At 67.8% G+C, this 20,096-nt stretch carries 19 protein-coding genes and 1 riboswitch; of the genes, 7 read left to right on the top strand and 12 right to left on the bottom strand.

Annotated elements, in window-relative coordinates:
• Window positions 1–86: 86 nt before the first annotated feature.
• From AWC14_RS05455 to AWC14_RS05445, 3 genes are read right to left on the bottom strand one after another with little or no spacing between them, the layout of a single operon-like run.
• Window positions 87–722 (bottom strand): class I SAM-dependent methyltransferase, encoded by a 636-nt coding sequence (locus AWC14_RS05455; protein ID WP_045381222.1) that lies wholly within the window; start codon window positions 720–722, stop codon window positions 87–89.
• Window positions 719–1,420 (bottom strand): TetR/AcrR family transcriptional regulator, encoded by a 702-nt coding sequence (locus AWC14_RS05450; RefSeq protein WP_045381219.1) that lies wholly within the window; start codon window positions 1,418–1,420, stop codon window positions 719–721. The genes AWC14_RS05455 and AWC14_RS05450 overlap by 4 nt, the downstream gene beginning before the upstream one ends.
• Entirely contained in the window at window positions 1,413–3,734 is a 2,322-nt protein-coding gene (locus AWC14_RS05445) for an MMPL family transporter (protein WP_045381216.1), read from the bottom strand. Before AWC14_RS05445 ends, AWC14_RS05450 begins: the two co-directional genes overlap by 8 nt.
• 304 nt (window positions 3,735–4,038) lie before the next feature.
• Here AWC14_RS05445 and AWC14_RS29930 point away from each other — a divergent pair, with 304 nt between their 5' ends.
• On the top strand, window positions 4,039–4,170 hold the full coding sequence (locus tag AWC14_RS29930; protein ID WP_116373965.1) for a hypothetical protein: 132 nt from the start codon (window positions 4,039–4,041) through the stop codon (window positions 4,168–4,170).
• Between the two features lie 98 nt (window positions 4,171–4,268).
• On the opposite strand, the gene AWC14_RS05440 is transcribed toward AWC14_RS29930, so the two are convergent.
• Genes AWC14_RS05440 through AWC14_RS05430 form a run of 3 tightly spaced genes read right to left on the bottom strand, consistent with a single transcriptional unit; the run spans window position 4,269 to window position 7,149 of the window.
• Window positions 4,269–5,270 (bottom strand): NAD(P)H-dependent flavin oxidoreductase, encoded by a 1,002-nt coding sequence (locus AWC14_RS05440; RefSeq protein WP_045381213.1) that lies wholly within the window; start codon window positions 5,268–5,270, stop codon window positions 4,269–4,271.
• Window positions 5,267–6,019: a 3-hydroxyacyl-CoA dehydrogenase gene (locus AWC14_RS05435; RefSeq protein WP_045381210.1), complete on the bottom strand. Its 753-nt coding sequence runs from the start codon at window positions 6,017–6,019 to the stop codon at window positions 5,267–5,269. Before AWC14_RS05435 ends, AWC14_RS05440 begins: the two co-directional genes overlap by 4 nt.
• A gap of 56 nt (window positions 6,020–6,075) precedes the next feature.
• Complete coding sequence (locus AWC14_RS05430; RefSeq protein WP_045381207.1) at window positions 6,076–7,149, bottom strand: CaiB/BaiF CoA transferase family protein; 1,074 nt, start codon at window positions 7,147–7,149, stop codon at window positions 6,076–6,078.
• Between the two features lie 85 nt (window positions 7,150–7,234).
• Here AWC14_RS05430 and AWC14_RS05425 point away from each other — a divergent pair, with 85 nt between their 5' ends.
• Complete coding sequence (locus tag AWC14_RS05425) at window positions 7,235–8,038, top strand: enoyl-CoA hydratase (protein ID WP_193393801.1); 804 nt, start codon at window positions 7,235–7,237, stop codon at window positions 8,036–8,038.
• Window positions 8,039–8,125: 87 nt separating this feature from the next.
• On the opposite strand, the gene AWC14_RS05420 is transcribed toward AWC14_RS05425, so the two are convergent.
• Together AWC14_RS05420 and AWC14_RS05415 are read right to left on the bottom strand one after the other, a co-directional pair.
• Window positions 8,126–8,848 carry a CPBP family intramembrane glutamic endopeptidase gene (locus AWC14_RS05420; RefSeq protein WP_045381202.1) on the bottom strand — a complete coding sequence of 241 codons (723 nt, stop codon included), beginning with the start codon at window positions 8,846–8,848 and terminating at the stop codon, window positions 8,126–8,128.
• Window positions 8,845–9,984 carry an NAD(P)H-binding protein gene (locus AWC14_RS05415; protein ID WP_057003182.1) on the bottom strand — a complete coding sequence of 380 codons (1,140 nt, stop codon included), beginning with the start codon at window positions 9,982–9,984 and terminating at the stop codon, window positions 8,845–8,847. Before AWC14_RS05415 ends, AWC14_RS05420 begins: the two co-directional genes overlap by 4 nt.
• 123 nt (window positions 9,985–10,107) lie before the next feature.
• Between AWC14_RS05415 and AWC14_RS05410 the strand changes: the two genes are divergently transcribed.
• Genes AWC14_RS05410 through AWC14_RS05400 form a run of 3 tightly spaced genes read left to right on the top strand, consistent with a single transcriptional unit; the run spans window position 10,108 to window position 12,699 of the window.
• Window positions 10,108–11,193, top strand: coding sequence for a type III polyketide synthase (locus AWC14_RS05410; RefSeq protein ID WP_057003183.1), 1,086 nt, complete (start codon window positions 10,108–10,110; stop codon window positions 11,191–11,193).
• Window positions 11,194–11,195: 2 nt separating this feature from the next.
• A complete protein-coding gene (locus AWC14_RS05405; RefSeq protein ID WP_045384600.1) occupies window positions 11,196–11,696 on the top strand; it encodes an isoprenylcysteine carboxyl methyltransferase family protein in 501 nt (166 codons plus the stop codon).
• Window positions 11,689–12,699, top strand: a complete 1,011-nt coding sequence (locus AWC14_RS05400) for an NAD(P)/FAD-dependent oxidoreductase (RefSeq protein ID WP_045384603.1) — start codon at window positions 11,689–11,691, stop codon at window positions 12,697–12,699. Before AWC14_RS05405 ends, AWC14_RS05400 begins: the two co-directional genes overlap by 8 nt.
• Here the strand turns inward: AWC14_RS05400 and AWC14_RS05395 are convergent.
• Together AWC14_RS05395 and AWC14_RS05390 are read right to left on the bottom strand one after the other, a co-directional pair.
• Window positions 12,696–13,484: a crotonase/enoyl-CoA hydratase family protein gene (locus AWC14_RS05395; protein ID WP_045384606.1), complete on the bottom strand. Its 789-nt coding sequence runs from the start codon at window positions 13,482–13,484 to the stop codon at window positions 12,696–12,698. The genes AWC14_RS05400 and AWC14_RS05395 overlap by 4 nt on opposite strands.
• On the bottom strand, window positions 13,481–14,629 hold the full coding sequence (locus AWC14_RS05390) for a thiolase family protein (protein ID WP_045384608.1): 1,149 nt from the start codon (window positions 14,627–14,629) through the stop codon (window positions 13,481–13,483). Before AWC14_RS05390 ends, AWC14_RS05395 begins: the two co-directional genes overlap by 4 nt.
• A 97-nt stretch (window positions 14,630–14,726) precedes the next feature.
• Between AWC14_RS05390 and AWC14_RS05385 the strand changes: the two genes are divergently transcribed.
• Both AWC14_RS05385 and metE read left to right on the top strand, forming a co-directional pair.
• On the top strand, window positions 14,727–15,377 hold the full coding sequence (locus AWC14_RS05385) for an SDR family oxidoreductase (RefSeq protein WP_045384610.1): 651 nt from the start codon (window positions 14,727–14,729) through the stop codon (window positions 15,375–15,377).
• Window positions 15,376–15,605: riboswitch (cobalamin riboswitch) on the top strand. It overlaps the preceding gene by 2 nt.
• Window positions 15,606–15,711: 106 nt before the next feature.
• Window positions 15,712–17,982, top strand: a complete 2,271-nt coding sequence (metE, locus tag AWC14_RS05380; protein WP_045384618.1) for a 5-methyltetrahydropteroyltriglutamate--homocysteine S-methyltransferase — start codon at window positions 15,712–15,714, stop codon at window positions 17,980–17,982.
• Between the two features lie 52 nt (window positions 17,983–18,034).
• On the opposite strand, the gene AWC14_RS05375 is transcribed toward metE, so the two are convergent.
• Both AWC14_RS05375 and AWC14_RS05370 read right to left on the bottom strand, forming a co-directional pair.
• Window positions 18,035–19,771: a DUF3556 domain-containing protein gene (locus AWC14_RS05375; RefSeq protein ID WP_045384612.1), complete on the bottom strand. Its 1,737-nt coding sequence runs from the start codon at window positions 19,769–19,771 to the stop codon at window positions 18,035–18,037.
• A gap of 22 nt (window positions 19,772–19,793) precedes the next feature.
• A complete protein-coding gene (locus AWC14_RS05370) occupies window positions 19,794–20,096 on the bottom strand; it encodes a hypothetical protein (RefSeq protein ID WP_045384620.1) in 303 nt (100 codons plus the stop codon).

Genomic DNA, 20,096 nt, shown 5'->3' with positions numbered 1-20,096 from the left:
TTCTCGCACAAGGGCTTGAGGCCATCTTCCCTGTTCAGCACCCTCACATCGCAGATCAACGCGCCGACTTTTTCAGGCCGAAGTAGCTAAGGCCGCCGCGCGCGGCCCAGCGCAAACTCCGCCACGGGCAGCGGCACCCACGCCGGAAAGGTGGCCTCGCGGCGGCTGTCGTCCACGTCGAACCCGGCGCCGACGATCGCCCGCTCGGTGTCGCGGTGGGTGTGACAGTTACCGAGCAACCGGGGCCACAACGTCGCGTCGGCCAGCCGCTGCAGGCCGCCGCGCCACCCGTCGCTGGCCACATGCTCGAGATACCGCAGCTGCCCACCGGGACGAAGCCGCGAATGTAGTTGCCGCAGAACCGAATCGGGGTCGCCTACTGAGCACAGCACCAGTGAGCACACCACGGCGTCAAACGGTTCGTCGGCGGGGAAGTCCTCCACCGTCGCGTCGGTGACCTGCACCGGAACCGGCGCGTCGGCCGCGGCGAGGCGGGCTCGCTCGGCCAGCCGCGGCTCGGGTTCGACGGCCACCACCTGCTCGACGGTCTCGGGGTAGAACGCGAAGTTGGTCCCCACGCCAGCGCCCACTTCCAGGACCCGGCCCGACAATCCGGCCAGGTTCTCCCGGCGCAACGCGCGGATCTGCTCGGTTTCGTGCGCGGCGATGGTGGGCCAGATCCGGGCGAAAAACGGGTTGTCGACCGTCGTCGCAGATGTCATAAACCTGAACCCTCCGAACGTCTCTCCGGCATCAGCCACTCCAACGTCTGCTGCGGGGTGGCGTCTGCGCCGACCAACCCCGCCACGATATGTCCGCACGACACCGCGCGCATCACCCGGTCGGCGAACGCTTCCACATCCCCGAACGGCAGATGCGGCTTGGCGATCAGCAACGCCGCCACCCCATGCGCGGCGCTCCAGAGTTGGAGGGCAACCGCGGTCGGATCGCCTGGCGGGTAGATGCCCTCGTCCATCAGTGTCTGCACCGTGCCGCAGATGTGTTCGAACGCTGAGCTACTCAGCGCGACGTCGACGTCGCTGCCGGACCGCCACTCGCCCATCGTGGCGATCCGGTACAACCCCGGGGTCTGCAAGGCGAATCGGACATAGGCCAGCCCCTGCGCCCGCAGCACATCGGCGGTGGACGGCTGCCCCACCGCCACCCGCTGCATCTCCAGATCCAGTTTGGCGAAGTAGCGTGCGCACACCGCATCCAGCAGCGCGGCCTTGTCCTCGAAGTGCAAATAGATCGACGGCGACGTCACGCCGACGCGTTGAGCCACCGCCCGGATCGAGACAGCCTTGGCTTGCCCGGTTTCCAGCAGGAGCTCAGTCGTCGCGTCCAGGATTTCCTCGCGGAGCTGATCGCCCGAACCACGGGGCGCCCGGCGGCGTCGAACATCGGCCACGCTAGCCATTTTCGGTCACCGACGCGTGATCGGTGTGACGCACGGCCGGCCCGGCCAGCGGCAGAGCGCTTCGGCGGTGCCGCCCTGAGCCGGATCGCGGTGTCGCGATTGCGGCTTCGCTGATCCCGAACCGCTCGTGCAGCCACCCCAACGGTTTGGGCGCCCACCAGCTCATGCGTCCCAGCACATGCATGAACGCCGGCACCAGCACCATGCGCACGAGGGTGGCATCCACCAACACGGCGAGCGTGAGCCCGATACCGAACATCCGCATGAACGACACCTGCGCGGCGATCAGCGCGGCGAACGATATCGACATGACCAGTGCGGCGGCGGTGATCACCCGGCCGGTGCGGGCCAGGCCCAGCGCGACGCTGTTGTCGTTGGCGGCCCGGGTGCGCGGCGAAGCCAGCCAGTATTCGCGGATGCGGGAGACCAGGAACACCTCGTAGTCCATCGACAGGCCGAACGCGATGCAGAACAGCAGCACTGGCATGTTGGCCTCCAACGTGCCGCTCGACGTGGTGCCCAGCGCGCCGAGGTGGCCGTCCTGGAAGATCCAGACCAGTGCGCCGAACGCCGCCGTCAGCGACAACACGTTGAGCACCAACGCTTTCAGCGGCAACACCACGCTGCCGGTCAACAGGAACAGCAGCACGAAGGTGATCGCCGCGATCAGCCCGAGCACCAGCGGAAGCATGGTCATGATCGCGGCCACGCTGTCGCGGTTGATCTGCGCAAGCCCGGCCATTTCGACGGAACGCCCGGCCGGGCCGGGCACCTGGTGTAGCCGGTCGAGCTGGGTGGCGGAGGCCTGTGAGAACAACGGCGCGGTGCTGGCGACGGTCAAAAACGCGCTGCCGTCGGCCACCCCGGCGGGCGCCGCGGGTGGACCGGCTGGCTTCCCGGCCACGAAAGTCCCCGTCGGCGCCGTCACCGCCGAGACGTCGGGCACCCGCGACAGGTCGGCGGCGTAGCGGTCCAGTTCGGCGGGAGACAAGCCACGCGCGTCGGGAACGACGACGGGCACCGCGGTGGCCGAGTTGTCGGCGAAGTCGGTGCGTAGCTGGTCGCCGACCTGATGCGCCGACGCTGTGCGCGGCAGCACCCGGTCGTCGGGCGAGCCGAATTTCACCCCGAGGAATGGCAGGCCGAGCAGGAGCAGCAGCGCGACGACGGCCAGACCGATCGGCACGGCCCGGCGCATCACGAACTTGGTGGAGCGGTACCAGAAGACCTGATCCAACGGCTTGCGGGCAGGGGCCGGGCGGCGCAGCACGCGGCGCGCCAGCCGGCGTACGTCGAGTGAATCGAGTCGCGGCCCCAGCAGCACGATGGCCGCCGGGGTCACGATGATCGCCGCGGCCGCCACCAGCGCGACGGTGGCCACGCCGGCGTAGGCGAACGACTTCAGAAAGTAGCCGGGGAACAACACCATGACGGCCATCGACAACGCGACCGTGGTCGCGGAGAACAACACCGTGCGTCCCGCGGTCGCCATCGTGCGGATCAGCGCCTCGTCGCGCGGGGTCCCGTCGGCCAGCTCGTCGCGGTAGCGGCTGATGATCAGCAACGTGTAGTCGATGGCCAGCGCCAGACCCATCGCGGTGCTCAGGTTGAGCGCGAAGATCGACACGTCGGTGCTGAATGTGATCAGGCGCAACACCGACATGGAGCCGACGATGGCGAGCGCGCCCAGCGCCATCGGCAGCGCAGCGGCGAGCAGCCCGCCGAATACCCAGACGAGCACCAGGAAACTCAGCGGGATGGCGATCGACTCCATCAGCAGCAGGTCGCGCTCGTTTTGCTCGTTGATCTGGGCGTACACCATCGCCACGCCGCCGGCGCGCACGCTGACGCCGTCGCGGTCGTGGACGACTAGCTCCGACAGCTTCTTGGCGTACTTCTGGGCGTTGTTTTCGCCGCCCTTGAGATTGGCGACGATCAGGCCGGACTTGCGGTCGGTGCTGACCAGCCCTGCGGCGGCCGCCGGCGGCGACGTCCACGGCGAGGTCACGTTGAACACCAATGACGACTGCTTGAGCTGCTCGACGATGTCGGTGCCGACTTGGCGGGCCTGCTCGCTGGCGGCACCGGCCGGCGCAGTCACTACGACCAGCATCTTCTGGTCGCTCTGACCGAACTTGTCGGTCAGCAGCCGAATTGCCCGCGACGACTCGGAAGCCGGATCCTGAAAGCCGCCCGCCGCAAGGCTTTTGGCGACGGGGATGCCGAAGATCCCGGCCGCCAAAAGAAGGAGGACGGCCACCGCGAGGATCTTTGCCGGCGCGGCGAGGGCCAGTCGCGCAGTTCGCTGCAGCATGCTCGTCCCCTCACCGGAAAATATCTGCGATAACTTATCGGCGATAAGTTATGGGTACGGCCTGGTCGCCCGGTGGTTTACACGATGTGGCGCCCGGGATGGTTCACCGCAGCACCGACACGATCAGGACGTTGCGCCGAGCTTAGAGCTTATACACCTGACAAATAACCATCATTCCGGATTTCCGGACAGAATATCTATTCAGCCGGACCAGCGGAGCGACCCTACCCGGCGGTAAGAATTGCCACGATTTTCCGAATCGTGACTCAACGATTCCTTAATGGTGACCCATACGCTCATGAACATGTGGATCGACGACTCAAGTGCCGACGTCATCAAGGTTGATTTCGAGGCTCTCTACCACGGCGACGTGTTGGTGGAAGGCGAGACCTCCGAGCAGCTCGACGAATGGCATCCGCTGCCCACCGCGAGCTGACGGCGGCGGGCGCAGCTGTCACGGCGCCCGCAATGAGATGAGGTTTTCCTCGATCGCGTTGCTTGTCGATATTTCTATTGCTTGGATCCCCGCTTAGCTCAGGCGGGGATCTTTTCTTCTTCGTCGTCGGCGACCATGTCAGCCAGCCGGCCGGTGATCAGGTCTTCGGCCTCGGCGACGATCCGCGCCACCAACTCTCCGACCGTCGGAATGTCGTTGATGAGCCCCATCGCCGTGCCCACGGACCAGATCCCGGCGTCGAGGTCGCCGTCGTCGAACACCTTGCGGCCCCGCACGCCGGCCACCAGCTCCTGCACGTCGGCGAATTGGCCGCCGCGGTTCAGGATTTCGACGACCTCGCGCGACACCGCGTTGCTGGCCACCCGCGCGGTGTTGCGCAGCGGACGGAAGATCAGCTCGGTGTCGCGTTCGTCGCCGGCCACGATCGCTTCCTTGACGTTCTGGTGGATGCACGACTCGACCGTGCACATGAACCGCGAGCCCATGTTGATGCCGTCCGCGCCCAACGCCAGCGCGGCGACCAGCCCCCGGGCGTCGGCGAAGCCGCCGGAGGCGATCATCGGGATGTCGATCTTGGCGGCAGCCGCAGGGATCAGCACCAGACCGGGGATGTCGTCCTCGCCGGGGTGCCCGGCGCACTCGAAGCCGTCGATGCTGATGCCGTCGACGCCGAGGCTTTGCGCCTTGACCGCGTGCCGCACCGAGGTGCACTTGTGCAGCACCTTGATGCCGTTGTCGTGGAACATCGGCAGGTGCGGCGCCGGGTTGGAGCCGGCGGTTTCGACGATCTTGATGCCGGCGTCGACGATCACCTGCCGGTATTCGTCGTAGGGCGGCGGGTTGATCGTCGGCAGGATCGTCAGGTTGACGCCGAACGGCTTGTCGGTCAGCTCGCGGGTCTTGGCGATCTCGGCGGCCAAGTCTTGCGGCGTGGGCTGGGTCAACGCGGTCAGAAATCCCAGCGCGCCCGAGTTCGCCACGGCCGCAACAAGTTCGGCGCGGCCGACCCATTGCATGCCGCCCTGCACAATCGGGTGCTCGACGCCGAACGCCTCGGTGAACTTCGTCGTCAGCATCAGCGCGGCGCCATCCGGATTGCGCCGTCCAGCCGGATCACCTCGCCGTTGAGCATCGGGTTCTCGATGATGTGCACGGCCAGCGCGCCGTACTCCTCGGGCTTGCCCAGCCGGCTCGGGTGCGGCACCTGCTTGCCCAGCGACTCCTTGGCGGGCTCGGGCAACCCGGCCAGCAGCGGGGTGTCGAACAGGCCGGGCGCGATCGTGACCACCCGGATGAGCTTGCTGGCCAAGTCGCGGGCGATCGGCAGGGTCATGCCGACCACGCCGCCCTTGGACGCCGAGTAAGCCGCCTGACCGATCTGGCCGTCGAACGCTGCCACCGAGGCGGTGTTGATAATGACGCCGCGCTCCTCACCGATCGGCTCGGTCTTGGCGATCCGCTCGGCACCCAGCCGCAGCACGTTGAACGTCCCGATCAGGTTGATGTCGACGACTTTGCGGAACGCGTCCAGCGGGAAGACGCCGTCCTTGCTCAGCACCCTGATCGCGTTGCCGGTGCCAGCGCAGTTGACCACGATGCGCAGCGGACCCTGCGACTCGGCGATGTCGAGCGCGGTCGTGACGGCGGTTTCGTCGGTGACGTCCGCGGGCGCGAAACGCGCGCGGTCGCCAAGCTCGCGGACCACCTCCTCACCCTTGAGGTCGAGAACGACCACCTGGACGCCGGCGTCGAGCAGCCGCTTGGTGGTGGCCAGGCCCAGGCCCGACGCGCCGCCGGTGACGAGTGCTACGGCGTCTTTGATCTCCACTCGAGCATTCCTTTCCTCCAGCCGACGCATCGGCCGACCTACTGGTTGGTTGGGGACTATACCCAGTCGCTCAGGACGGCTTCGGTGTCGGCTCCCGGCTGCCGCGGCGGCCGCGGCTGGTCGGGCACAGAGCGGGAAAAACGCGGAGCCGGCCGCGGCTGCAGCCCGCCGTCGGACTGGTAGAAGGTGTTGCGCTCGGTGACATGCGGCTCGGTTTCCACCTCGCCGAACGCCAGCACCGGCGTCACGCAGGCATCGGAATCGGCGAACACCTTGGCCCAATGGTCGCGGTCTTTCGAGGCGAACACCTCGGTCAGCCGGGCACGCAGCTCAGGCCAGCGGGCCCGATCGTTCTGGCCGGGCAGCTCGGCGGCGTCCAGGCCGAGGCCCTTGAGCAACTCGGCGTAGAACTGCGGCTCGATGGCGCCGACGGCGACGTAGCGGCCGTCGGCGCATTCGTAGGTGTCGTAGTACGGGGCCCCGGTGTCGAGCATGTTGGTGCCGCGCTCGTCGGACCACATGCCCAGCGCGCGCATCCCCCACATCATCTGGATCAGCACCGACGAGCCGTCGATCATCGCCGCGTCGACGACCTGGCCCTTGCCGGAGCTCTGCCGCTCCCACAGCGCGGACAGGATGCCGACCAGCAGGAACATCGACCCGCCGCCGAAGTCGCCGACCAGGTTCAGCGGCGGGACCGGCCGCTCGCCTTTGCGTCCAATCGCATGCAGCACGCCGTTGAGCGAGATGTAGTTGATGTCGTGACCGGCCTGCTTGGCGCGCGGCCCGGTTTGGCCCCAGCCGGTCATCCGCGCGTAGATCAGCCGGTCATTGACCCGCGCGCAGTCGTCGGGGCCCAGGCCCAACCGCTCGGTGACGCCCGGCCGGAACCCCTCGATCAGCACGTCGGCCTTGGCGACGAGCTTGAGCACCAGATCGCGCCCCTCGTCGGACTTCAGATCGGCGGTGACGAAGCGGCGGTTGCGCAGCATCGGGTCGCTGCCGCCGGCGCCGGGCCGGTCGACGCGAACGACGTCGGCACCGAGATCGCCGAGGATCATCGCCGCGTGCGGGCCCGGCCCGATACCGGCCAACTCGATTACCCGTAGCCCTTTGAGCGGACCCGCCATCTCCCGACCTCCTTGTCGACTGTCCGTTGGCATCTTCGCAGCCGCGCCCGAAGCGCCCGCATCCCGGTCACTTATGGTGATGCGCATGTTGGATTCAGTCGCCCTGACGCCCGTCGCGGGCCTGTCCGTCACGCTCGCCGACGAAGTGTTGTCGGTGACCATTGACCGCCCCGACAGCCTCAACTCGCTGACGACGCCGGTGTTGGCCGGCATCGCCGAGGCGATGGAATACGCGCGGACCGATCCGCGGGTCAAGGTGGTGCGCCTCGGCGGAGCCGGGCGCGGCTTTTCCTCCGGCGCCGGGATGAGCGCCGACGACGTCTCCGGCAGCGGCGGCCCCGGAACCGAGATCATCGTGCAGGCCAATCGTGCGGTACAGGCGATCACGGCACTCCCCCACCCGGTCGTCGCCGTCGTACAAGGGCCGGCCGCCGGTGTCGGGGTTTCGCTGGCGCTGGCCTGCGACCTCGTATTGGCTTCGGACGCAGCGTTTTTCATGCTCGCCTTCACCAAGATCGGGCTGATGCCCGACGGCGGCGCGTCGGCGTTGGTCGCGGCCGCGGTCGGGCGCACCCGTGCGTTGCGGATGGCGCTGCTGGCCGAACGACTGCCCGCCGCCGACGCGCTGGCCGCGGGACTGATCAGCGCGGTCTACCCCGCCGACACCTTCGAAGCGGACGTGGAGAAGGTGATCTCGGGACTGCTGGCCGGGCCCGCGGTGGCGTTCGCCAAAACCAAGGAAGCCATCAACGCCGCCACCCTCACCGAGTTGGAGCCCACGCTGCACCGCGAGTTGCAGGGTCAGGCGAAGCTGTTGACCTCACACGACTTCCTCGAGGGCGCAACGGCTTTCCAGCAGCGGCGCACGCCGAACTTCACCGACCGCTAGAACCCGGCCTACGGCGCGAGCGTGCATGTTTGTACGCCGACACGCCGTAAAGCCCGTACAACTGTGCACGCTCGCGGCGAAGGACCGCTAGAACCCGAACATCGGCGGCAGCGCCAACAACACGACCAGACTCCACACGAAGTGGGTCAGTATCGGCGCCAGGACTCCACCTGTCGCGCGACGCTCCAACGCACACACCGTCCCGAGGATGATCGCGGCGAATCCCAGCATCAGGTTCTGGCTGGCCAACGTGGCGACCACGTAGATCGTCGTCGAGATGAGCGCCGGATGGTGGCGGCCCAGCGCGGTGTAGATCGCGCCGCGGTAGAACAGCTCCTCGGCGATCGCACCGAGCAGCGCGATGGCCAGTATCAGCCGCCACGAGCCCTGGTCGGCGAATTGCATTACGCGCGTGATCAATTCGGCGACCGGGGGGATCTGCTTGGCGATCAACCCGCCGAGCACGAACACTCCGCCCAGCACCAGACCGGTGGTGCTGCCGGTGATGACCGGGCGTTGATTGCGGCCGCGCCAGCAGACGCCGCCCAGATGCAGCGGCCCGGACGCCAGCGCCCCGATCAGCCACACCGCACTGAGCGCCAGCGTGAGCCAGTAGAAGCTCGCCTCGCCGGGGTGCCGCCGCATCGACAGGCCCAACAGCACGGCGCCGAGCACCAGCACGATGGCGACGACGACGCGCCGCCGTCGCACCATCGACGGTGGTTCATGGTGTGGCACAGCGACATTCGTGATCGCGCGGCGGATCTCCTCCAGCGCGCTGGTCCGGGGACGGGTACTCAGGTCGGTCATGCAGAACGCACCTTCGGGGTCAGAGTGATCAGCATGTCGAGGCCGGTGCGCAGTGCACCGGCGATGGGGCCTGGGACGCTGTCGACCAGCCCGAGACCGGGCCGCGCTATCGACGGCGTGACGGCTTGGGCGAGCCGCCGGATCCGCAGCGTGTCGCCGCCGGCCCAGACCGGGTCGCTGTCGGCGAGGTGATGCGGGTCGGCCAACTCGTTGACCGGTTTGGGCCGGCGGCTCGACAACGACCGCCTGATCGCTTCCTCGACGCCGATCAGGCCGCCGGGCGGCTCGGGCACCAGATCACGAAGGCCGTTGCCGGAGGCACACATCGGATGATCCAGCGACTCGACCAGATCGGCAGCCAGCCCGTCGGGCACCGGCAAAGCGAGCGCGGTCACGCGGGAGGCCACCGACGTGTCCACCCCGCGCACCGGCAGGCCGGTATGCCACTGACCACTGATCCGCGCATAGGTTTTCAGCAGCGCGCTATAGGAAGTGGTGTCGGGACCGGCGATGTCGTACGCGCCCGGCGGTACCAGCCCGGAATCGGCGGCAGCCAGCAGATAGTGCAGCACGTCGCGAATGGATATCGGGTCCACCGGGTTGTCCATCCACGGCGGTATCGGCATCAACGGGAACCGGTCGCCGACATAGCGCAGCATCTCGAATGACGTCGAGCCGGCGCCCAGGATCATCGCCGCGCCCAGCCACACCACCTCGGGGCCGTTCTCGACGGACAGCGCGGCGGCCACTTCGGCCCGGCTGGTCAGGTGTTCGGAGAGCGCGTCGCCGTCCGGCACGAAGCCGCCGAGGTAGACGATCCGCCGTACCCCGGCATTTTTGGCGGCCACCGCGACGTTGGCCGCCGCGGCCTCGTCGACGCCTCGGAAGCCGGGCTGGCCGATGGTGTGCACCAGGTAGTAGACGACGTCGAGGGGCGCGGCGACGGTGAGCGCTGCGCGCGCAGACGCCGGGTCGGAGGCGTCGAGCACGACGGCCGAGACCTCGTCGCACCAGCCCAATCCCCCCAGCCGCTCGGGGTTGCGGGTGGCGGCCACCACCTCGTGGCCCTCGGCGAGTAACGCTGTGACCAGGCGGGATCCGACGTAGCCTGTTGCGCCGGTCACAAGAATCCGCACAACCCCAACCTATCGATCGCGACGGGCGTGCGGGGGCGAATCTGTCAGCCAGCATTCCACTCTGCGGGATTTGAACTAACGAAGGTCCAATAGCGTGCTTTCCTACATGGATACGATGTCAGGATGCGCCCGGTGACCCCCCCTGGTGTGCGGACATTGGCGGCCCGCACGGCAACCAGCCCATCTCTCGCAGCGGCGACCATCGAATTCCCGCCGCATTACAACACCCAAGAGGACATCTCCTCGGCGGTGACCGGCTTCGCCGGCGAAGAATTCCAGCGATTCACCGCCAGCAGCGGGGTCAAGCACCGCCACCACGCGCTGCCGCTGCACCGCTACGGCGAGCTGAGCGGGTTCACCGAGGCCAACGACGCCTTCGTCGACGTCGCCCTGGACCTCGGCGAGCGAGCGCTGCTGTCGGCTTTCGACGCCGCCAAGATCAAACCGTCCGAGGTCGACATCATCTTCTCCACGACCGTGACCGGGCTCGCGGTGCCGACACTCGAAGCCCGGCTGGCCACCCGGATCGGCCTGCGGCCCGACGTCAAACGTCTCCCTTTGTTCGGGCTGGGCTGTGTGGCCGGCGCGGCCGGCGTCGCGCGCATGTACGACTACCTGCGTGCCTATCCCGACCAGGTGGCGGCGCTGCTGGCGGTCGAACTGTGCTCGCTGACTATTCAGCGCGACGACCATTCGGTGGCCAATCTTGTTGCCTCCAGCCTCTTCGGCGACGCCGCGGGCGCCGTCATCGCCAAAGGCGCCAACCGGACAGCCACTGGGCCAAGGGTGCTGGCCACCCGGAGCCGGATCTACCCGGACACCGAAGACGTGATGGGCTGGCGGATCGGCACCGAGGGTTTCAAGATCGTCTTGTCCGTCGAAGTCACCACCGTGGCCGAGAAATTCCTGGGCGACGACGTCCGCAACTTCCTCGCCGACCACGGGCTGACCACCGAGGACATCTCGACGTGGGTCTGTCACCCGGGCGGGCCGAAGGTGATCGACTCGATCGAGAACGTCTTGGACTTGCCTGTCGACGCTCTGGATCACACCCGAAACTCGTTGCGCATCAACGGCAATCTGTCGTCCGTGTCGGTTCTGGACGTGCTGCGGGCCAACATGGCCGATCCGCCGCCGCCGGGCTCGTTCGGGTTGATGATCGCGATGGGTCCGGCGTTCTGCTCGGAACTCGTGCTGCTCGGCTGGTAGGCGTGTACTACCTGCTGATCGCGGCGATCGGCATCGAACGGCTGGTTGAGCTGATCGTCTCCAAGCGCAACGCGCAATGGGCTTTCGCCCACGGCGGCAAGGAGTTTGGCCGTAGCCACTATCCGGTGATGGTTGCCGTGCACGCCGCATTGCTGATCGGCTGCGTGGTCGAGGTATGGACATTGCACCGGCCGTTCTTCGGCTGGCTCGGCTGGCCGATGCTGGTGGTGGTGGCACTGAGCCAAACACTGCGCTGGTGGTGTGTGACCACGTTGGGCCGTCGGTGGAACACCCTGGTGATCGTGCTACCGCGGGAGCCCTTGGTGCGGCGTGGTCCGTACCGGTGGCTGCATCACCCGAACTACGTGGCGGTAGTAAGCGAAGGTGTGGCCCTGCCGTTGGTGCACACGGCATGGCTGACCGCGCTCGGATTCACCGTGGCCAACGCGCTGCTGCTGAGGGTGCGGATCCGGGTCGAAAACGAAGCGCTGGGTTATGTTTGACGCCGACGTGCTGATCGCCGGTGGCGGCCCCGGCGGGCTGGCCACTGCGTTACATGCTCGCCGGCAAGGGCTTTCGGTGATCGTCGCCGAGCCGCGCGAGCAGCCGATCGACAAGGCCTGCGGCGAGGGACTGATGCCCGGCGGTCTTGCCGAACTCACCTCGCTGGATGTGGACCCGGCGGGCCTGCCGTTCCGCGGCATCGCCTACATCAGCGAGCACCGCCGCGTGCAGGCACGCTTTCGTCACGGCCCCGGCCGCGGCGTGCGGCGCACGACACTGCATGCCGCCATGGCGGCGCGCGCCAAAGAACAAGACACCGAATGGATCTCGACGCGCATCACTCGTGTTGAGCAAGATGCCGCCGGTGTGACCGCGGCCGGTGTGCGGGCGAAGTGGTTGGTGGCCGCCGACGGACTGCACTCGTCGGTGCGCCGCGCGGTCGGGATCACGGCGGTGGCCGGGCGACCGCGACGCTACGGCGTGCGCTGGCACTTTTCCGTGCCGGCCTGGTCGGACTTCGTCGAGGTGCACTGGTCACGATGGGGCGAGGCGTATGTCACGCCGGTCGAGCCCGATCTGGTTGGCGTGGCCATCCTGTCCACCCGCCCACCCGAACTCGCCTGGTTCCCGCGGTTGGCGCACTGCTTGCAGGGCGCCAACCGCGGACGGGCCCGCGGCTGCGGCCCGCTGCGCCAGGTGGTTTCGCGCCGTGTTGCCGGGCGGGTGCTGTTGGTCGGCGACGCCGCCGGATACGAGGACGCGCTGACCGGCGAGGGCATCAGCCTGGCGGTCAAGCAAGCCGCCGCAGCGGTGAACGCGATAGCCGACGAGGCCCCATGGTCCTACGATGCGCAGTGGCGACGCATCACGCGCGACTACCGGCTGCTGACCCGAGCGCTGGTTTTGGGCACGACGCCACCCATCGCTCGGCGCGCGATAGTGCCGGCAGCCCGGGCGATTCCGAGCCTGTTCAGCCGAGCCGTGAACACGCTGGCGGGCTAACGCGCCTTCCACACCGGCTGACGCTTCTCCGCGAACGCCAACGGGCCCTCTTTGGCGTCCTCGGATTTCAGCAGCGTCGCGAATTCCCGTGTGGTACGCGCCCAGCCGGGTTCTTCGTCGGGTATGACGCCGTCGTCGGCGCCGTAGGCGATCCGCTTGCTGGCCTGAATCGACAGCGGCGCGTTCACCGTGACCCGCGCGGCCAGCGCCAGCGCGGCGTCCAGCACGGTGCCGTTCGGGACCACCTGGTTGATCAGCCCCCACTTCAGGGCATCGGCGGCGCTGATCGGCTCACCGGTGAACAGCATTTCGAGTCCCACCTTGCGCGGCAGCTGCTGCACGATCCGGAACACCCCGCCGGCGCCCGCGATCAAGCCGACCTTCACCTCGGGCAGCCCGAACATCGCCCGCTCCTCGGCCACCACCAGGTCGCTGGCCAGCGCCAGCTCGGTTCCACCGCCCAGCGCGGTGCCGTTGACCGCCGCGATCGTGGGCTTGTCGATGAAGTGGTGCACGTAGCCGGCGAAGCCCCACTCGCCGTGGTCGGGGTGGTACAGGTTCTCGCGACGTGCGATGGCCTTGAGATCGGCTCCGGCGCAAAAGGATTTGTCACCGGCGCCGGTGATCACCACCGCGCGCACCTCGGCGTCGTGCTGCGCCTGCTCGAGCGCGTCACCGACGCCGGTACTGACGGCGCCGTTGACGCAATTGCGGGCCTCCGGGCGGTTGATCGTGATGACCAAGACGTTGCCGCGGCGCTCGGTGAGCACCGCGGGTTGGCTCACAGCAGCTCCACGATGGTGGCGTTAGCCTGACCGCCGCCCTCGCACATGGTCTGCAAACCGTAGCGAATTCCCTTGTCCCGCATGTGATAGAGCATCGTGGTCATGATGCGTGCGCCCGATCCGCCGAGCGGGTGACCCAGCGCGATCGCGCCGCCGTTGGGGTTGAGCTTCTTCTCGTCGGCCCCGATATCCTTCAACCACGCCAACGGCACCGGCGCGAACGCCTCGTTGACCTCGAACACCCCGATGTCCTCCAGCTTGAGGCCGGAGCGCTTCAGCGCCTTCTGCGTCGCGGGGATCGGCGCGGTCAGCATGATGACCGGGTTGGCGCCGGCCAGCGTCGCGGTGTGCACCTTGGCAATCGGCTTGAGGCCCAACGACTTCGCCTTCTCCGCGGACATGAACAGCAACGCCGCCGAGCCGTCGGAGATCTGGCTGGAGTTGCCGGCGTGAATCACACCGTCCTCTTTGAATGCGGGCTTGAGCTGGGCCATCTTCTCCATCGGCGTCCCACGGCGGATGCCCTCGTCCTTGAGCACCGGGTTGCCGTCCTGGTCTTTGATCGGCACGATCTGGTCGTCGAACGCGCCGGAATCCTGTGCGGCCGCGGCTTTTTCGTGGGAGCCCAGCGAGAACTCGTCGAGCGTCGTGCGGTCGAATCCCCACTGCTCGGCGATCATCTCGGCGCCGATGCCCTGGTTGGGGATCGCGCCGTCGTAGCGGTCGAGGAAGGCCTGCGAGAATGGCCGCCCGCCGTTGGCCAGCGATGAGCCCATCGGCGTGCGCGACATCGACTCCACACCGCCGGCGACGACCACGTCGTAGTGCCCGGCAATCACGCCGGCGGCAGCGAAGTGGATCGACTGCTGGCTGGACCCGCACTGACGGTCGACGGTCACGCCGGGCACGGTCTCCGGCCAGCCGGCCGTCAGCAGCGCGGTCCGGGCGATGTCGAGGGCCTGCTCGCCGGCCTGCATAACGCAGCCCCAGATCACGTCGTCGACGATCTCCGGGTCGATCCCGGCCTTCTGCACGAGCCCGTTGAGCACCTGCGCGGACAGGTCGGCGGGGTGTACGCCGGACAGGCCGCCGTTGCGCTTCCCGATCGGTGAACGAACTGCCTCGACGATGACGGCTTCAGCCATGACGCTCTCCTTTGAACATGAGTTGTGCCTCGATTGTTGACCAACCCGTTGGACGGCTCGCGGCGGGGGTGCTCAGCCGGCGGGTAGCGTCGCCGACATGGCACGGATCGTGATCATCGGCGGCCACGGCAAGGTCGCCCTGCATCTGGCCCGCATCCTGACCGAGCGCGGCGACGAGGTGGCGTCGGTTTTCCGCAATCCCGACCACGCCGACGACGTGGCAGCGACGGGCGCAAAGCCCGTCGTCGCCGATATCGAGCAGCTCGACACCGCGGCGCTGGCCGACCTGCTCGCCGGGCAGGACGCCGTCGTGTTCTCCGCCGGCGCGGGCGGCGGCAACCCGGCCCGCACGTATGCCGTCGACCGCGACGCCGCGATCCGCGTCGTCGACGCGGCCGGGCAGGCCGGGGTGCGGCGGTTCGTGATGGTGTCCTACTTCGGCGCCGGGCCGGATCACGGTGTCCCCCAAGACGACCCGTTCTTCCCGTATGCCGAGGCCAAAGCCGCAGCGGATGCCCACCTGCGCGAGAGCGATCTGGACTGGACGATTCTCGGACCGGGCCGGCTCACCCTCGAACCGGCGACAGGGCGGATCGCGGTCGGTGGCGCGCCGCGCGGCCGCGAAGTCCCGCGAGAGGACGTCGCGCTTGTGGCGGCCGCCGCGCTGCACGACGACTCGACAATCCGCCGGACCATCGAGTTCAACACCGGAGACGTGCAGATCGCCGAGGCGCTCCGGGCCGGGTAATCTGCATCTTGCAGCTGGTCTGCCGGCACAAGTGTCGGCACCAAGCGAGGCATGTTGAGAATGCGTCGCGAGAGGGAACCCGGTGAGAGTCCGGGACTGTCCCGCAGCGGTATGCAGGAACGACCGCCGTCATCAGCACTGGTCGAAAGACCGGGAAGCGACGGCCAGTAGGAGCACCTCCGGTGCGTGCCTGCGAGTCCGAAGACCTGCCGGCTGTGCCGGGCGCGCCGCGTCCGGCGGCTCATCGCCTCGCGGAATGGGCGTTCGGCCGCAACGGTTGTAGTGCCGTGCGTCCGTCTGGCGATGACCACCCTGTCGAGTGAAGGACGAACACGTGACTGCTCAACCGTTTACCGCCACCGTCACCGGCTCCCCGCGCATCGGCCCGCGCCGCGAACTCAAACGCGCCACCGAAGGCTACTGGGCCGGCCGGACCAGCCGATCCGAGTTGGAATCCGTCGCCGCCACCCTGCGCCGCGACACCTGGTCGGAGCTGGCGGCCGCGGGCCTGGACTCGGTCCCTGTCAACACGTTCTCCTACTACGACCAGATGCTCGACACCGCGGTGCTCCTCGGCGCGCTTCCGGAGCGCGTAGACGGCATCGCCGACGAGCTGGACCGCTACTTTGCGGCAGCTCGTGGCACCGACGACATCTCTCCGTTGGAGATGACCAAGTGGTTCGACACCAACTACCACTACCTGGTTCCCGAGATCGCGCCCGGGACCCGGTTCACACTGAACCCGGACAAGGTGCTCTCTGAGCTGAAAGAGGCTCGTGACCAAGGCATTCCGGCGCGCCCGGTGGTCATCGGTCCGATGACGTTCCTGCTGCTGAGCAAGGCGGTGGACGGCGCCGGCGCGCCGATCGAGCGGCTCGACGAGCTGATCCCGGTGTACACCGAGTTGCTGTCGCTGCTGGCCGACAACGGCGCCGAATGGGTGCAACTCGACGAGCCCGTGCTGGTCACCGACATCACCGCCGACGCGCCGCACTTGGCCGAAAAGGTCTACTCCGCGCTGGGCTCGGTGAGCAGGCGGCCGGCGATCCATGTCGCCACCTACTTCGGCGACCCCGGTGCTGCCCTGCCGGCGCTGGCCCGCACGCCCGTCGAAGCGATCGGCGTGGACCTGGTGCGCGGCTCGGACGCAGCGGTAGCCGCCGTGCCAGAGCTCGCCGGTAAGACATTGGTGGCCGGAATCGTCAACGGCCGCAACGTCTGGCGCACCGACCTCGAAGCAGCGCTGGGCAAACTGGCGACGCTCCTGGGTTCGGCCGCCCACGTGGCGGTGTCCACGTCGTGCTCGACGCTGCACGTGCCGTATTCGCTTGCCGCCGAAACGGATCTGGACGACAACCTGCGCAGCTGGCTGGCTTTCGGCGCCGAGAAGGTGCACGAGGTGGTCACGTTGGCGCGCGCACTGCGCGACGGCCGCGAGGCGGTTGCCGACGAGATCGCCGCCTCCAATGCCGCCGTGGCGTCGCGGCGCTCGGACCCGAGGCTGCACAACGGGCAGATTCGCGACCGCATCGACTCGATCGTCGCCTCCGGCACCCAGCGCGGCCCGTCGGCCGAACGCCGGGCCAGCCAGCAGGAGCGGCTGCAGCTGCCGGTGCTGCCCACCACCACGATTGGCTCCTACCCGCAGACCCCCGCGATCCGCAAGGCCCGCGCGGCGCTGCGGTCCGGCGAGATCGACCAGGACGAGTACGTGCGGCGGATGAAGGCCGAGATCGCCGACGTCATCGCGCTGCAGGAGCGGCTGGGCCTGGACGTGCTGGTGCACGGCGAGCCGGAACGCAACGACATGGTGCAGTATTTCGCCGAACAGCTCGACGGGTTCTTCGCCACCCAGAACGGATGGGTGCAGTCCTACGGCAGCCGCTGCGTGCGCCCGCCGATCCTCTACGGCGACGTGTCGCGGCCGCAGCCGATGACCGTCGACTGGATCACCTACGCGCAGTCGCTGACCGACAAGCCGGTCAAGGGCATGCTCACCGGTCCGGTGACGATCCTGGCGTGGTCGTTCGTGCGCGACGACCAGCCGTTGGCCGACACCGCTCGGCAGGTCGCGCTGGCGATTCGCGACGAGACGGTGGATCTGCAGTCGGCGGGTATCGGGGTCATCCAGGTCGACGAGCCGGCGCTGCGTGAGTTGCTGCCGCTGCGGCGCGCCGACCAGGACGAGTACCTGAGCTGGGCGGTCGGGGCGTTCCGGTTGGCGACGTCGGGCGTCGCCGATTCGACGCAGATCCACACGCATTTGTGCTATTCGGAGTTCGGCGAGGTGATCGGCGCGATCGCCGACCTGGACGCGGACGTCACCTCGATCGAGGCGGCCCGCTCGCACATGGAGGTGCTCGACGACCTCAACGCCGTCGGGTTCGCCAACAGCGTGGGGCCGGGGGTCTACGACATCCACTCACCGCGGGTGCCGAGCACCGACGAGATTGCAAAGTCGCTGCAGGCCGCGCTGAATGCGGTTCCGGCCGAACGGCTTTGGGTCAACCCGGACTGCGGGCTGAAGACTCGCACGGTCGACGAGGTGACGGCGTCGCTGACCAACATGGTCGCAGCGGCCGCGCAAGTGCGGGCGGGGGTCTAGCTTCGCGAGCGTAACGCCACGGCGAAAATCGGACCCGAATGTCGCCGTGGCGTTACGCTCGGTCAAACTCGCCGGTGAGGACGTGCACCGGCACGTCGTCATCCCAGGGCTGGCGGACCACCATGTCGGCCACCCGGACATAGCCGCGCTCGAATTCGCCTGTGGCCGCGTCGACCAACCGGTACTGCTGGGTTTGGCGGTGGATGGGCTGTGCGTCGAGCAGCACGACGCGCACCTCCCCCGGCTCGAATCCGCAGCGCTCCTGCATCGCGGCGATCAGTTGCTCGTTGTGCATGTGGCCGTCGCCGAAATTCCAGCCGATCGCGGTGGAGCAGATCCGTTCGCCGTCGGTGATGACGTAGTCGTCCTCGTTGTGGCCGGCCATCGCCCGGTGCGCCAGCGTGAACAGGGCGCGGCCGTGAGTGTTGAAGCCGCGGAAGGCATATCCCATATACATCAGGATCGGCGCCTTGTCCTGGCCGTAATACCGCTCCATCTGCGCCTTCGGCATGCTGGCGATCGCGACGATCCCGCGCGCGATCTTCTCGTCGGCCGACGGCTTGACGCACCACAGCGTGGTGTCCCAGTTGCCGGCGTAGTAGCGCATCCCCGGCAGAAATGAGATCTTGCGCGGGAACAGGTTGCCGAGGGCGACGACGCCGGCGATCACCACGAACAGAATCGCCACCGGCACAGGGTGTTTCAGGTCGGAGAGCCCGAGATCGGCGTAGGCGACGAACAGCGAAAGCACGCCGAAGATCATGAAGACGTTCCACTCCAGGGGCACGCCCATCGGGATCGCCACCAGGATGCCGAGGTGGAAGCACACCATCACCGCTGCGGCGATCGCGGTGGGCCAGCCGCCGTGGCACAAGAACAGCACGAGCGGCACCAGCATCTCGATCGCGGTGCTGAAGTGAGCCAGCATCCGGGAGGGCCGGCCCGGCCGCAGGTCGTCGGGAAAGTGTTCGAAGAAGTGGCGTTTGAGCGCCCGGGGCCGGACGAGCGGGTTGTTGGACATCATCGTCGAGATGACGAACGGGAAGTGCTTGTTGAGTTTCGACGTGGCCGCGCCCATCCAGATGACCAGGAACACGACTTTGGACGCGACGATCATGTCGGCGCCGCCGAACAGGAACGTTACGGTCATCGACGCGTACACCTCGCCGCGGGCGGCCAGGAAGATCACCTTGTCACGCAGGCCGAGAACCGCCAGCAGGCCGAGGATCGCCCAGATCTGCCACATCGGCAGCAGGCCGACGGTGGTGCCCAGCGCCGGGACCGGACCGGTGCCGTCGGAGAACAACGCCCAGAGCGTCATCACCAGCAGCGCCGCATACAGTGCGACGTCCACCGGTGTGCGTGCGGTGCCCGCGGTGAGCGGGATGCGAGTGGGCCATGGCGGCAGCCGGATGGTGCCGGGCCGCAGCCAGTACAGGATCGATCCGAGCGGCGGGAAGAAGCGGTTGTTCAGCGGTCCGAACCCGCAGCCGAGCCCGACGACCTCGAACAGCATCGTGTAGAGCACGACCTTTTCGAACACGATCGGCTCCGACCACCAGGAGCCGACGGCCGTGAAACCGTCGATGCCCTTGGTCGCCAGCGCGAAAAGCCAGCCGCCCAGGATGTACAGCAGGATTTTGACCACGTAGAACAGGTGCAGCGCGACCGGCGTTCCGAACCCGACCTCGGCCCAGTGTTTGGCCATCGGGCGGATCTTCTCGGAGCGGGTGCCCTTGCTCCATTCGGCCATGTCGATCTGCGGCAGTTCGGGCTTGAGGAATCCCATGGCCGACAGATTAGAACGTGTTCTAGAACTGCGGGAGGGGTTCCCGGCTAATGGGTGCTCGACCTTCGCATGCTCTCGCAGCACGGTCCAATGCGGTCACGATCTGAGCGCAGGTGGGCAGGTCGAATCGGCAGCAGACCTCGCGCGACGGCAGAGCACCGGTGGCCACGTCGATACCGTCGATCACCAGCGTGGGCGACGGATAGGAACCTTCGAGCTCGTCGACCCGCACGGCAACACCTACGTGTCGTAGGCAGTCTTCGAGGGTGTCGCGCACTCGTCCGATCAGCGGGCAATCGGGCACATGCAGCAACTGGACTCGCAC

The sequence above is a fragment of the Mycobacterium kyorinense genome (assembly GCF_002101735.1).
Classification (GTDB): domain Bacteria; phylum Actinomycetota; class Actinomycetes; order Mycobacteriales; family Mycobacteriaceae; genus Mycobacterium; species Mycobacterium kyorinense.
Note: the sequence above shows the minus strand (reverse complement) of the source record. Positions and strands in the feature narration are given on the sequence as shown.